Origin of the sequence: Streptomyces sp. NPDC060205 (assembly GCF_042728395.1) — a bacterium.
Taxonomy (GTDB): domain Bacteria; phylum Actinomycetota; class Actinomycetes; order Streptomycetales; family Streptomycetaceae; genus Streptomyces.
In genome coordinates, this window is record NZ_JBHWZP010000252.1 from 1 (window position 1) to 13,987 (window position 13,987).

11 protein-coding genes are annotated in these 13,987 nt (G+C 71.2%); 9 read left to right on the top strand and 2 right to left on the bottom strand.

Features of this window, described 5'->3' with window-relative positions:
- Positions 1–115 precede the first annotated feature (115 nt).
- Positions 116–1,297 carry a signal recognition particle-docking protein FtsY gene (gene ftsY, locus ACFWGJ_RS32535; RefSeq protein WP_387331841.1) on the top strand — a complete coding sequence of 394 codons (1,182 nt, stop codon included), beginning with the start codon at positions 116–118 and terminating at the stop codon, positions 1,295–1,297.
- Between the two features lie 125 nt (positions 1,298–1,422).
- Here the strand turns inward: ftsY and ACFWGJ_RS32540 are convergent, their stop codons facing one another.
- Positions 1,423–2,076 (bottom strand): bifunctional DNA primase/polymerase, encoded by a 654-nt coding sequence (locus tag ACFWGJ_RS32540; RefSeq protein WP_387331843.1) that lies wholly within the window; start codon positions 2,074–2,076, stop codon positions 1,423–1,425.
- 459 nt (positions 2,077–2,535) lie between these two features.
- Between ACFWGJ_RS32540 and ACFWGJ_RS32545 the strand changes: the two genes are divergently transcribed.
- The 5 genes from ACFWGJ_RS32545 to ffh all read left to right on the top strand — a co-directional run bounded on the left by ACFWGJ_RS32545 (position 2,536) and on the right by ffh (position 10,387).
- Entirely contained in the window at positions 2,536–4,023 is a 1,488-nt protein-coding gene (locus tag ACFWGJ_RS32545) for a hypothetical protein (RefSeq protein WP_387331845.1), read from the top strand.
- Between the two features lie 410 nt (positions 4,024–4,433).
- A complete protein-coding gene (locus ACFWGJ_RS32550) occupies positions 4,434–5,777 on the top strand; it encodes an ammonium transporter (protein WP_387331847.1) in 1,344 nt (447 codons plus the stop codon).
- Positions 5,774–6,112 (top strand): P-II family nitrogen regulator, encoded by a 339-nt coding sequence (locus tag ACFWGJ_RS32555; RefSeq protein ID WP_055510557.1) that lies wholly within the window; start codon positions 5,774–5,776, stop codon positions 6,110–6,112. Before ACFWGJ_RS32550 ends, ACFWGJ_RS32555 begins: the two co-directional genes overlap by 4 nt.
- A gap of 25 nt (positions 6,113–6,137) precedes the next feature.
- Positions 6,138–8,591, top strand: coding sequence for a [protein-PII] uridylyltransferase (locus tag ACFWGJ_RS32560; protein ID WP_387331849.1), 2,454 nt, complete (start codon positions 6,138–6,140; stop codon positions 8,589–8,591).
- A 239-nt stretch (positions 8,592–8,830) separates the two neighbouring features.
- A complete protein-coding gene (gene ffh, locus ACFWGJ_RS32565; protein WP_387331851.1) occupies positions 8,831–10,387 on the top strand; it encodes a signal recognition particle protein in 1,557 nt (518 codons plus the stop codon).
- A 250-nt stretch (positions 10,388–10,637) separates the two neighbouring features.
- Here ffh and ACFWGJ_RS32570 read toward each other — a convergent pair whose 3' ends face one another.
- Entirely contained in the window at positions 10,638–11,495 is an 858-nt protein-coding gene (locus ACFWGJ_RS32570) for an SAM-dependent methyltransferase (RefSeq protein ID WP_387331853.1), read from the bottom strand.
- 742 nt (positions 11,496–12,237) lie between these two features.
- Between ACFWGJ_RS32570 and ACFWGJ_RS32575 the strand changes: the two genes are divergently transcribed.
- From ACFWGJ_RS32575 to ACFWGJ_RS32585, 3 genes are all read left to right on the top strand, one after another.
- On the top strand, positions 12,238–12,834 hold the full coding sequence (locus tag ACFWGJ_RS32575; RefSeq protein WP_107021810.1) for a hypothetical protein: 597 nt from the start codon (positions 12,238–12,240) through the stop codon (positions 12,832–12,834).
- 330 nt (positions 12,835–13,164) lie between these two features.
- The gene (rpsP, locus tag ACFWGJ_RS32580) at positions 13,165–13,584 is read left to right on the top strand and encodes a 30S ribosomal protein S16 (RefSeq protein WP_107021809.1); all 420 of its coding nucleotides are present in this window, start codon (positions 13,165–13,167) and stop codon (positions 13,582–13,584) included.
- 2 nt (positions 13,585–13,586) lie between these two features.
- Positions 13,587–13,826, top strand: a complete 240-nt coding sequence (locus ACFWGJ_RS32585; RefSeq protein ID WP_005479813.1) for an RNA-binding protein — start codon at positions 13,587–13,589, stop codon at positions 13,824–13,826.
- Positions 13,827–13,987 lie beyond the last annotated feature (161 nt).

Here is a 13,987-nt window from a genome sequence, read left to right on the forward strand (position 1 = left end):
GGACCGGGGGTTCGGGGGCAGCGCCCCCGAGTCAGTGACGGGAAGGGTAGGGGCGGCGGGGGCGCGAAACACGGTGCGGGCGGGCCGTGGGGTGGTCGCGCATACTGGGGGCGTTATGGAAATCGTCATCCTTGCTGTAGTCATCGCCGTGGTCGTGATCGGCGCGCTCGGCGGCCTGGTCGTCGGCAGCCGCCGGCGCAAGCAGCTGCCCCCGCCGCCCCCCGCCGCCCCCGACATCACGGCACCGCCGGCCGAGCCGCACGTCGGCGACGAGGCCGAGACGCCGCGCGACGAACCGCGCCGCACGATAGAGGAGGTGGATCTTCCGGACGCCTCGGCGACCGCCCCGGCCGAGGTCGAGGTAGAGGTCCCGGAGCCGACCGCCGGTCGCCTGGTGCGGCTGCGCGCCCGGCTCTCCCGCTCGCAGAACGCGCTCGGCAAGGGGCTCCTCACGCTCCTCGCGCGCGAGCACCTCGACGACGACACCTGGGAGGAGATCGAGGACACGCTGCTCACCGCCGACGTCGGCGTGCAGCCCACCCAGGAGCTGGTCGAGCGGCTGCGCGAGCGCGTGAAGGTGCTCGGCACCCGTACGCCCGAGGAACTGCGCGGCCTGCTGCGCGAGGAACTGCTCACGCTGCTGGTGCCCGACTTCGACCGCACGGTGCACACCGAGTCGCCGCTGGACACGCCCGGCATCGTGATGGTCGTCGGGGTCAACGGAACCGGCAAGACCACCACGACCGGCAAGCTCGCCCGCGTGCTCGTCGCCGACGGCAAGCACGTGCTGCTCGGCGCGGCCGACACCTTCCGGGCCGCCGCCGCCGACCAGCTGCAGACCTGGGGCGAGCGCGTCGGCGCCCGTACCGTACGCGGTCCCGAGGGCGGCGACCCCGCCTCGATCGCCTTCGACGCGGTCAAGGAGGGCATCCAGGAGGGTGCCGACGTCGTACTGATCGACACGGCCGGCCGGCTGCACACCAAGACCGGCCTGATGGACGAGCTCGGCAAGGTCAAGCGCGTCGTCGAGAAGCACGCGCCGCTCGACGAGGTGCTGCTCGTCCTGGACGCCACCACCGGTCAAAACGGTCTGGTGCAGGCCCGCGTCTTCGCCGAGGTCGTCAACATCACCGGCATCGTGCTGACCAAGCTCGACGGCACGGCCAAGGGCGGCATCGTCATCGCCGTACAGCGCGAGCTGGGCGTCCCCGTCAAGCTCATCGGTCTGGGCGAGGGCGCGGACGACCTGGCGCCGTTCGAGCCGGAAGCGTTCGTGGATGCCCTTATCGGAGAGTGAGAACGCGTACGACCCGTACGCGCGTGATGAAGGGCCCCGCTCCATGGTGCAGATGGAGTGGGGCCCTTCCGTATCGGCAGGCCTCTGTCGAGGAAGCCTGTGCCGACAGCTCTGTGCGGCCCGAACTATGCGCGTGAGCGGTGTGCCACGTACGCCAGCGTTCCCAGCAGCAGGCGCGCGGCCGGCGGTTTCGTCGCCGAGTCGAGCGCGGGGGAGCGGAGCCAGCGGACCGGGCCGAGGCCGCCGCGGTCGGAGGGCGGGGCCGTGATGTACGTACCGGCCCCCAGGCCGTGCAGGTCGAGCATGGCGTCGTCCCAGCCCATGCGGTAGAGCAGCTGGGGCAGTTCGGCCGCCGCGCCGGGTGCGACGAAGAAGTGGGCGCGGCCCTCGGGCGTGACGGTCACGGGGCCCAGCGGAAGACCCATCCGTTCGAGCCGGACCAGGGCCCGGCGACCCGCGGACTCGGCGACCTCGATGATGTCGAAGGCGCGACCCACGGGGAGCATCACCGCGGCGCCGGGGAACTCGCCCCAGGCCTCCGTCACCTCGTCCAGGGTGGCCCGCGCAGGGACGACGGGCGCGAAGTCCAGGGGATGCGCGCCCCGTCGGGCGCAGTCCGCACGGCCGCACGAGCAGGCGCCCGCGGCCGCCCGGGCCCCGGGCACCACGTCCCAGCCCCACAGTCCGGTGAACTCGGCCACGGCGGTGCACTCCGAGGAGCGCCCGCGGCGACGCGAGCCGGACCGAATTTCGCGGATGCCGCCGATCGTGAAATCCATGCCCCCTCCAACGGGTCCAGCGTGTCCGTGGTTACGTCACGGAATCAATTCGTGACTCTCGGTTGCCGTCCGTACTCTCCGTTCCCCTCCGCGCGCCGTTCGAAGGTGGCGCCCGGGTGCGTCACGGGTGGTGCGGTCCGCTTCGCGCGCCCCGGTGTGCGTCGTTGCGCCCACTTCCAGCCGTCATGTGTCAAGTGAATCGCGTGGCGGCCACCGCGAGTTCATTCGAAGGGGTGGCGAATGGTGGCGTTTCAGGGATCGCCATGGCTGGAGCGGTGATCGTAGGATTACTGTGAGTGCACAGGTCCTGGGGACGCATGCACTCGTGGGTATGCCGGAGGCAACTCGGCTTCCCGTTCGATGGGTAAGAACAGCCGGACGGGCGGCCCTGTTTACCGGCATTCTGGTAGGGCTTGGCGCATACAGCGCGCAAGTGGGTTCAGGGATGGGGGCGTTCCAGTGGGCGGCAACGGCGGAAGCGGGACGACCGCGACTGGCACGGACAAACGCCCCAATGAACTGTTGGGCTCGTGGTTCGTGCGCAGCGGCTGGTCCAAGGGCGAGCTGGCGCGCCAGGTCAACCGCAGAGCACGCCAGTTGGGCGCCAACCACATCTCGACGGACACCTCGCGCGTCCGCCGCTGGCTCGACGGGGAGAATCCGCGCGAGCCGATCCCGCGCATCCTCTCCGAGCTGTTCTCCGAGCGCTTCGGCTGTGTCGTCGCCGTCGAGGACCTGGGCCTGCGCGCGGCCCACCGCTCACCGTCCGTGTCGGGTGTGGACCTGCCCTGGACCGGCCCGCAGACGGTCGCCCAGATCAGCGAGTTCTCCCGCAGCGACCTGATGCTGGCGCGCCGCGGCTTCCTCGGCACGTCCCTCGCCCTCTCCGCCGGCCCCACGCTCATCGAGCCCATGCAGCGCTGGCTGGTGCCCAGCCCCACCGCCCCCCGCGCGGAGCCCGCCCCCTCCGCCGCCGCCTCGCGCCGCCCCGGCAGGCTCTCCCAGCCCGAGCTGGACCTCCTGGAGTCCACCACCGTCATGTTCCGCCAGTGGGACGCGCAGTGCGGCGGCGGTCTGCGCCGCAAGGCGGTCGTCGGCCAGCTGCACGAGGTGACCGACCTCCTCCAGGAGCCGCAGCCCGAGGCCACCACCAGGCGGCTGTTCAAGGTCGCCGCCGAACTGGCCGAGCTGGCCGGCTGGATGAGCTACGACGTGGGGCTCCAGCCCACCGCGCAGAAGTACTTCGTCCTCGCCCTGCACGCCGCCAAGGAAGCGGCCGACCGGCCCCTGGGCTCGTACATCCTCTCCAGCATGAGCCGCCAGATGATCCACCTGGGGCGGCCGGACGACGCGCTGGAGCTGATCCACCTCGCGCAGTACGGCAGCCGCGACTGCGCGAGTCCTCGTACGCAGTCCATGCTGTATGCGATGGAGGCCCGCGCCTACGCCAACATGGGGCAGCCCGGGAAGTGCAAGCGGGCCGTCCGGATGGCGGAGGACACCTTCGAGGACGCGGAGGAGTTCGACGAGCCCGAGGCCGACTGGATCCGCTTCTTCTCCGAGGCCGAGCTGCACGGCGAGAACAGCCACTCCTTCCGCGACCTCGCCTATGTCGCCGGCCGCAGCCCCGCGTACGCGTCGCTGGCCGAGCCCGTCATGCAGAAGGCCGTCGACCTCTTCGAGAAGGACGCCGAACACCAGCGTTCATACGCGCTCAACCTCGTCGGAATGGGCACGGTGCACCTCCTGCGGCGAGAACCCGAGCAGAGCACGGTCCTGGTGCGCAAAGCCCTCACGATCGCCAAGAAAGTGCGCTCGGAGCGGGTCAACACTCGTATCCGAAAAACAGTCGACACGGCCGTACGCGACTTCGGGGACCTCGCCGCGGTCATCGAACTGACCGATCAGCTGGCCATCGACCTGCCCGAGACCGCCGAGGCGGTCTGACCCCCAGTACGCCGGCCGCGGCCACCGTCCATAACAGCCCGACTCGGCTCCCCCATGCCAGGTCATCGGACGGAGGCCGCGGCCGGTCTGGCTTGTGCGCCTGAGCCGGCGCCGCTCCCGCGGAGGTGGCCGGGCGCCGTTGAGCTCGCTCAATCGATGGCTGAGGTGGCGGCCGGTAAAGACTCAGGGCGGGTCCGGTGGAAGGTTGCGCCACGATAACGATCGGGAGCGCCGCAATCCGGCGGTTCATCGACGCGTAACACGCACGTTCTCTTCGTCACCCGGGCGAAACATGCAGGGGCTCCGGTCGAAACGGCGCTGCGCCAATCTCTGGCACATAACCGGCCCACCCCTCACAACCGCTCATGGCTTCGCCCGCACGGGGCCGTACCAACGACGAGGAGACGCCGATGGCACCAGCCATCACGCTTGCCGCAGACGCTCCCACGCTGTCTGCCGCCAACACCGGATTCATGCTCATCTGTTCCGCCCTGGTGCTGATCATGACTCCCGGACTCGCCTTCTTCTACGGAGGCATGGTCAGGGTCAAGAGCACCTTGAACATGCTGATGATGAGCTTCATCAGCATGGGGATCATCACGATCCTGTGGGTCCTCTACGGCTTCTCGCTCGCCTTCGGTACCGACTCGGGCAGCGTCATCGGCTGGTCCTCGGACTTCGTCGGCCTCAGCGGCATCGGAAAGGTGGAGCTCTGGGACGGCTACACCATCCCGATCTACGTCTTCGCCGTCTTCCAGCTGATGTTCGCGATCATCACGCCCGCCCTGATAAGCGGCGCCCTCGCGGACCGCGTGAAGTTCACCGCCTGGTCCCTGTTCATCGCCCTGTGGGCCACGGTCGTGTACTTCCCGGTCGCCCACTGGGTCTGGGGCACCGGAGGCTGGGCCTTCGAACTCGGCGTCATCGACTTCGCCGGCGGTACGGCGGTCCACATCAACGCGGGTGCCGCGGCGCTCGGCGTGATCCTCGTGATCGGCAAGCGCGTCGGGTTCAAGAAGGACCCGATGCGCCCGCACAGCCTCCCGCTGGTGATGCTCGGCGCCGGTCTGCTGTGGTTCGGCTGGTTCGGCTTCAACGCCGGCTCCTGGCTCGGCAACGACGACGGCGTCGGCGCGCTGATGTTCGTCAACACGCAGGTCGCCACCGCCGCCGCCATGCTGGCCTGGCTCGCCTACGAGAAGATCCGCCACGGCGCGTTCACCACCCTCGGCGCCGCCTCCGGCGCGGTCGCCGGTCTGGTCGCGATCACCCCGTCCGGCGGCGCGGTCTCCCCGCTCGGCGCCATCGCGGTCGGTGCCATCGCCGGTGTGCTGTGCGCCATGGCCGTCGGCCTCAAGTACAAGTTCGGCTACGACGACTCGCTCGACGTCGTCGGCGTCCACCTCGTCGGCGGTGTCGCGGGCTCCCTGCTGATCGGCTTCTTCGCCACCGGCGGCGGCCAGTCCGACGTCGCCGGCCTCTTCTACGGCGGCGGCCTCGACCAGTTCTGGAAGCAGTGCGCCGGTGTCTTCGGTGTCCTCGCCTACTCCCTCGTGGCCTCCGCGGTACTCGCCTTCCTGATCGACAAGACGATCGGGATGCGCGTCCCCGAGGACGACGAGATCGCGGGCATCGACCAGGCCGAGCACGCCGAGACCGCATACGACTTCAGCGGTGCCGGTGGCGGCGCCGCCACCCGCACCACGCCGCCCGCCCCGGTCGCCGGTGCCGCGAGCAAGAAGGTGGACGCATGAAGCTCATCACCGCCGTCGTCAAGCCCCACCGGCTCGACGAGATCAAGGAGGCCCTCCAGGCCTTCGGCGTCCACGGCCTCACGGTCACCGAGGCGAGCGGTTACGGTCGTCAGCGGGGCCACACCGAGGTCTACCGCGGTGCCGAGTACACCGTCGACCTCGTTCCCAAGATCCGTATCGAGGTGCTGGTCGAGGACGACGACGCCGAGCAGCTGCTCGACGTCATCGTGAAGGCGGCCCGTACCGGCAAGATCGGGGACGGCAAGGTCTGGTCCGTCCCGGTCGAGACGGCGGTCCGGGTCCGGACCGGCGAGCGCGGACCCGACGCGCTGTAGTCAGCAGACGAACAGGAGCCACTGGGTGACGAGTACGGACGTGCGTACAGAAGCAGAGGACTCGGGACCCAGCGGCTACGCGGCGGCCCGGCTGCGCCTCCTCCAGGAGGGGGCGCGGTCCGGGCCGCCGCGCCGTTCGGCCCTCGCCGAACTGACCGACGACTGGCTCACCGGCCTGTTCGACGCGGGCGCCGAGAAATTGCGCGGCGTCTCGCTCGTCGCCGTCGGCGGCTACGGCCGCGGCGAACTCTCCCCGCGCAGCGACCTCGACCTGCTGCTCCTGCACGACGGCGGCGCCGACTCGGGAGCCATCGCCTCCCTCGCCGACCGCATCTGGTACCCCGTCTGGGACCTCGGCCTCGACCTCGACCACTCCGTCCGCACGCCCGCCGAGGCACGAAAGACGGCGGGCGAGGACCTCAAGGTGCAGCTTGGGCTGCTCGACGCCCGCCACATCGCCGGCGACCTCGGCCTCACCGCAGGACTGCGTACGGCCGTCCTCGCGGACTGGCGCAACCAGGCGCCGAAACGTCTCCCCGAACTCCAGGAACTGTGCGCCGAACGCGCCGAGCGCCAGGGCGAACTGCAGTACCTCCTCGAACCCGACCTCAAGGAGGCCCGCGGCGGCCTGCGCGACGCCACCGCCCTGCGCGCCGTCGCCGCCTCCTGGCTCGCCGACGCCCCGCGCGAGGGCCTCGCAGACGCCCGCAAGAGCCTCCTCGACGTCCGGGACGCCCTGCACCTCGCCACCGGCCGCGCCACCGACCGCCTCGCCCTCCAGGAACAGGACCAGGTCGCCGCGGAACTCGGCCTGCTGGACGCCGACACCCTGCTCCGCCAGGTCTACGAGGCCGCCCGCGTCGTCTCGTACGCCAGTGACGTCACCTGGCGCGAGGTGGGGCGCGTGCTGCGGTCGCGCGCCGTACGGCCGCGGCTGCGCGCCATGCTCGGCGGCGGCAAGCCCGCTCCCGAACGCTCCCCGCTGGCCGAGGGTGTCGTCGAGCAGGACGGCGAGGTCGTCCTCGCGCGGGCCGCCCGCCCCGACCGCGACCCCGTACTGCCGCTGCGCGCCGCCGCCGCGGCAGCCCAGGCGGGCCTGCCGCTCTCGCTGCACGCGGTCCGCCGCATGGCCGCCGCGGCCCGTCCGCTGCCCACGCCGTGGCCCGCCGAGGCCCGCCAGCAGCTCATCACCCTGCTCGGCTCCGGGCCCTCGACCATCGAGGTCTGGGAGGCCCTGGAGGCGGAAGGGCTGATCACCCGGCTGCTCCCCGACTGGGAGCGCGTGCGCTGCCGGCCGCAGCGCAACGCCGTCCACATCTGGACCGTCGACCGCCACCTGATCGAGACGGCCGTACGCGCCGCCGAGTTCACCCGCCGGGTCCACCGCCCCGACCTCCTCCTCGTCTCCGCGCTGCTGCACGACATCGGCAAGGGCTGGCCCGGCGACCACTCCGTGGCCGGCGAGATCATCGCCCGGGACGTGGCGGCCCGCATCGGCTTCGACCGCACGGACGTGGCCGTGCTCGCCACGCTCGTACGCCATCACCTGCTCCTCGTCGAGACGGCGACCAGACGCGACCTGGAGGACCCGGCGACCGTACGCGCGGTCGCCGAGGCGGTCGGCTCGCAGGGCACGCTGGAACTCCTGCACGCGCTCACCGAGGCGGACGCCCTGGCCACCGGACCGGCCGCCTGGTCCTCCTGGCGCGCCTCCCTCGTCGCGGACCTGGTGAAGCGGGTCTCCGCCGCGCTCGCCGGGGACGAGCCCGAGGAGCCCGAGGCCGCGGCACCCACCGCCGAACAGGAACGCCTCGCCATCGAGGCGCTGCGCACCGGCGGCCCCGTGCTCGCGCTGCGCGCCCAGACCGAACCGCCCGCCGAGGAGCCCGCCGAGGACCGCGATCCCGAGCCCCTCGGCGTGGAACTGGTCATCGCGGTACCCGACCAGAAGGGCGTCCTGCCCGCCGTGGCGGGCGTCCTCGCCATGCACCGGCTCACCGTGCGGACGGCGGAACTGCGGGCCCTGGAACTGCCCGACGGCGTCTCCGGCTCCGTCCTGCTGCTCGACTGGCGCGTGGCCGCCGAGTACGGGTCCCTGCCGCAGGCCGCCCGCCTGCGCGCCGATCTCGTACGCGCCCTCGACGGGTCCCTCGACATCGCCGGGCGCCTGGCCGAGCGGGACGCGGCCTATCCGCGCCGGCGGGGCATCGTGGCGCCGCCGGCCCGGGTGAGCGTGGCCTCCGCCGCGTCCCGGCTCGCCACCGTCATCGAGGTGCGCGCCCATGACGCACCGGGGCTGCTGCACCGGATCGGGCGGGCGCTGGAGAGCGCGCAGGTGCGGGTGCGCAGTGCGCATGTGTCCACGCTGGGCGCCAACGCGGTGGACGCGTTCTATGTGACCGGGCCAGAGGGGTCCCCCTTGCCGGGGGAGCAGGCGGCTTCGCTGGCGCGGGCGCTGGAGGACACGTTGCGGGAGTGACGGGGCGCTGCCGCTCGGCTCGGGTTGGCTCGGCTTGTCTTTCGCCTGCCGGTCCGCCGTGGCTGGGCGCGCCCCGCGGCTGAGCCGCACGATGGCACAGACCCGCGCCCCAGTGCGCGGGGCTCGCCCGTTCGGGGCCGAAGCCTGTGACGACGGGGTGGAGACCCTTTCTGGCGCGGGCAGATACTCTGGAGGGCGGACCTGCCCCCCTGCCCCCTACTTGAGGATTCGCGACCGCCGTGTTCGACACTCTCTCCGATCGCCTCGCAGCGACATTCAAGAACCTTCGCGGCAAGGGGCGCCTGTCCGAGGCGGACATCGACGCCACCGCGCGCGAGATCCGTATCGCCCTGCTGGAAGCGGACGTCGCGCTGCCGGTCGTCCGGGCCTTCATCAAGCAGGTCAAGGAGAGGGCCGTCGGGGCCGAGGTCTCACAGGCCCTCAACCCCGCCCAGCAGGTCATCAAGATCGTCAACGAGGAGCTCGTCGGCATCCTCGGCGGCGAGACCCGCCGGCTGCGCTTCGCGAAGCAGCCGCCGACCGTGATCATGCTCGCGGGTCTGCAGGGTGCCGGTAAGACCACGCTCGCCGGAAAGCTCGGCAAGTGGCTGCAGGGCCAGGGACACGCTCCGCTGCTCGTCGCGTGCGACCTCCAGCGCCCGAACGCGGTGAACCAGCTGAGCGTCGTCGGCGAGCGCGCGGGCGTCGGCGTCTACGCGCCCCAGCCGGGCAACGGCGTCGGCGACCCGGTCCAGGTCGCCAAGGACTCCGTCGAGTACGCGAAGCAGAAGCAGCACGACGTCGTCATCGTCGACACCGCGGGCCGCCTCGGTATCGACGCCGAGCTGATGCAGCAGGCCGCCGACATCCGCGACGCGGTCTCGCCGGACGAGATCCTCTTCGTCGTCGACGCGATGGTCGGCCAGGACGCGGTCAACACCGCGGAGGCCTTCCGCGACGGCGTCGGCTTCGACGGTGTGGTCCTCTCCAAGCTCGACGGCGACGCCCGCGGTGGTGCGGCGCTCTCCATCGCGCATGTCACCGGCCGCCAGATCATGTTCGCCTCCAACGGCGAGAAGCTGGACGACTTCGACGCGTTCCACCCGGACCGCATGGCGTCCCGCATCCTCGGCATGGGCGACATGCTCACGCTGATCGAGAAGGCCGAGCAGACCTTCTCGCAGCAGGAGGCCGAGGCCATGGCCTCGAAGCTCGCCTCCAAGAAGGGCGCGGACTTCACGCTCGACGACTTCCTGGCCCAGATGGAGCAGGTCAGGAAGATGGGCTCCATCTCCAAGCTGCTCGGCATGCTGCCCGGCATGGGTCAGATCAAGGACCAGATCAGCAACCTCGACGAGCGTGACGTCGACCGTACGGCCGCGATCATCAAGTCGATGACCCCGGCCGAGCGCCAGGACGCGACGATCATCAACGGCTCGCGGCGGGCGCGTATCGCCAAGGGTTCCGGTGTCGAGGTCAGCGCGGTCAAGGGCCTGGTCGAGCGGTTCTTCGAGGCCCGCAAGATGATGTCCCGCATGGCACAGGGCGGCGGCATGCCGGGGATGCCCGGGATGCCGGGCATGGGCGGCGGGGCCGGCCGGACGAAGAAGCAGCCCAAGAAGAGCAAGGGCAAGCAGCGGTCCGGCAACCCGATGAAGCGCAAGCAGCAGGAGGAAGAGGCTGCGGCTCGGCGTGAGGCGGGCCAGCAGGCGGGCGGGGCGCTCGGCCTGCCGGGCGGCCAGCAGCAGCCGCAGAACTTCGAACTCCCCGACGAGTTCAAGAAGTTCATGGGCTGAGGACTTTTCTCGCCCCGGCCGCCCCTACCCGTTCCCGTACCTGCCTCGGGGGCGCTGCCCCCGAACCCCCGGTCCTCAAACGCCGGACGGGCTGAGATGTCGCGGACGGCCGGAGATCTTCAGCACGCCCGCGAATCTTCCAGCCCGTCCGGCGTTTGAGGACGAGCGCGCAGCGCGATCAGGGGGGCGAGGGGGCGCAGCCCCCATGCGTGGACGGGAATGGGTAGGGGCGGCGGGGGCGTAAAAACCCTCAGGCCGTCCGGGCCACCAGGTAGCGGAAGACGTTCGGCATCCACACCGTCCCGTCCCGCCGTTTGTACGGATGCAGAGCCTCCCGCACCTCCTTGTCGACCTGCTCGGGATCCGTGGCGGCGACGGCCCCGTCGAACAGCCCCGTGGACAGCAGCCCACGTACCGCGTTGTCCACGTCCGCGTACCCGAAGGGACACGCGACCCGCCCGGACCCGTCGGGCCGGAGGCCGACCCGCTGGGCGACCTCCTCCAGGTCGTCACGCAGGGCCGGGCGCCAACCGCCCGCACCCCGCAGGGGATCCGCCAGCTTCGCGGCGACCCGCAGCACCGAGGACGTGGCACACCGCTCCGGAGGCCCCCAGCCCGCGAGGACCACGGGAACCCCTCGGCCGACGAGTGGACTCGCCGCCGCCAGCGCCTCGGTGAGGCCTTCGGAGTCACCGGCCACACATCCGACCGGCTCGAAAGCGGTCACCAGGGTGTACGCGGCCGACGCCACGTCGTCGATGTCCGCCGGCTCCCCGTCCGTGAGCCGCGCGCCGGCACGCGCACGCGTGCCCCACGCCCCGGGGAGCAGACGCTCCCGCGCGAGGGCCAGCCGCTCCGGCGCGTGGGCCTGCAGACCGGTGACCGACGCGCCCCGCGCCGCGGCCATCAGCAGCGCCAGGCCGGACCCGCAGCCGAGCCCCAACAGCCTGGTCGAGGAACCCACTTCGAGTCGCTCGTAGACGGCCTCGTAGAGCGGTACGAGCATCCGCTCCTGAATCTCGGCCCAGTCACGCGCGCGTGCCCACTGATCCACCTGGGGCGCAGCCCCCGAGTGAGGTAGGTGCTGCCGCACGAGCGTAGGTGTCATCGAATGTGCCCCAATCCGCCGAGAGTTGCGTTTGTGCCCCGTTCGTTCACCCCCGTGCAGTGCGCTCGCACTCCCCCCGTATGCCAGGAAACTCCGCGCTCGTCGTGGCGTCCAGGGGTTACGGAGCCCGGTTTGCGTACCATCGGCGCGCGCCGCGAGAATTCACATACCGGCAACATGTGCGCCCACCGCTCCTTGCCGATCAGTGGGCGGATGCCGGCCGCAGCGGACGCGCTCGCGCGGTGGATGGCCTGTTCGTGCCGTACGGCGATGACAGCGGGTTGCGGGTGCGTCGCCGTGCCCGGCCCCCACAGGTCGTGGTTCCCGCCTTCGTGGCCGGCGATGCGGTTCCGGCCAAGGTCCACGAACTCGTCGACCGGCCGCCGCGCGGGACCGTACGGTGTCTGGAGACCGGGGACGGGCCGGTGCCCCGCGCCGAGGACGTACCCGGTAACGTCGCTGTCGCGGCCCGCGTCGACCGGGCCCCGGCATTCCGTCGCGAGAAGGACCGAATCGCCTCTTGCGCATCCGCCGACCTCAGGTGCCCCGGTGCGCGGACGGCGCCTACTGGCCCGGACGTACACGTCACTACGTACCGGCTCGGTGGGAACTGTGAGGCTTCTCCGCAGATCAGCGCACCCGCCCTCGTCAGGACGCATCAGCGGCAACTGACGGGTACGTGCAAAATATTTGGGATGCCCCGGAATAGGAACACAGAGGCACCTCGGCTCGTTGTCATTACGTGAGCACGACACCACCTGTTCTCGCCGCAGAGCTGGCAGGGGCGTGGGCCGACATTCAGCGGCACCACCCCGAGCTGCCCGATCTTGCCGCGCCAGAGTCCCTGATCGGGGAGTCGTCGTCCGCCTGCGGACACGAACTCTCCTTCGAACGACTGCTTCACGAGGCAGTCCACGGCATCGCCGCCGCCCGAGGTGTCCGCGACACCTCCCGCGCCGGCCGGTACCACAACCGCAGATTCCTCGCGATCGCCGAGGAGTTGGGACTGGACCACCCCGAGGAACCGCATCCCAGCAGCGGCTTCTCCCTGGTCACGCTCAACCCCGAGGCGAAGCGGCGCTACCGCCCGACGATCGAGCGGCTGCAGCGCGCCCTCAAGGCGCACACGGTCGCGACCGCCGCCGACACGGCCCGCAGCTTCCGGGGCCCGGCGGCCCGGCACGGTTCCTCCGGAGGAGGCGTGCGCGTGAAGGCGGTCTGCGACTGCGGGCGCAACGTCCGCGTCGTGCCGTCGGTCCTCGCGCAGGCGCCGATCGTGTGCGGAGGGTGCGGGAAGCCGTTCCGCATCCCGGAGGTGGTCGGCGCGGCAGCGGGCTGAGCGGACGGCTGACACAGCGGCGGGCCGTCGTCCCGCCGGGGTGGTGCGGAAGAGCGCGGCGGCATTTCGTGGATGCCGGCTCGTGCGACGGCCCACCTCGACGGCGACACCCGTACAGGGCCCGGCGGTGCCGCGGGCCCGCCCGGGGCTGCCCGCGAACGCCTCGGTCGAGGTGCCCTTCAGGGTGTGGCAGAATGGTCAGCTGTACTCGCAGCCGCACAGGACCCCTCTCTCCTCCGGCTGACGCGTCCATCGGGCACTCGGGTACCGCAACCCCACGCGGCAATCTCGCCGTGCCCAACCCCGTCAAGACCAGGAGACACCACTTCCGTGGCAGTCAAGATCAAGCTGAAGCGTCTGGGCAAGATCCGCGCGCCTCACTACCGCATCGTCGTCGCCGACTCCCGTACCCGCCGTGACGGCAGGGCCATCGAGGAGATCGGCCTGTACCACCCGGTGCAGAACCCGTCGCGCATCGAGGTCGACTCCGAGCGTGCGCAGTACTGGCTGGGTGTCGGCGCGCAGCCGACCGAGCCCGTGCTCGCCATTCTCAAGCTGACCGGCGACTGGCAGAAGCACAAGGGCCTGCCGGCCCCGGCGCCGCTGCTCGTCGCCGAGCCGAAGGCCGCCCGCCCGTTGTTCGACGCCCTGGGCGGCGACGACGACAGCAAGGGCGAGGCCATCACGCAGAAGAAGAAGGCTGAGAAGAAGGACGAGGCTGCTGCCGAGTCCGCGTCGACCGAGGCCTGAGCATGCTTGAGGAGGCTCTTGAGCACCTCGTGAAGGGCATCGTCGACAACCCGGACGACGTGCAGGTCGCCTCGCGCGACCTGCGCCGCGGACGCGTTCTTGAGGTCAGGGTTCACCCCGACGACCTCGGGAAGGTGATCGGTCGCAACGGCCGCACCGCACGCGCTCTGCGTACCGTCGTGGGCGCCATCGGCGGCCGTGGTGTCCGCGTCGACCTCGTCGACGTGGATCACGTCCGCTGACGTAATTCGCAGCACCGGCTCGGGCCGGGGAGGGCCTTCGGGCCGTCCCCCGCCCCGAGGACTCCACCCGCCCAAACCCAGGACACACCAAAGGAGATCAAACAAATTCAGCGTGTAGTCGCCCGGGTGGGGCGCGCCCCAGGCCTCAAGGGCGGGGTGAC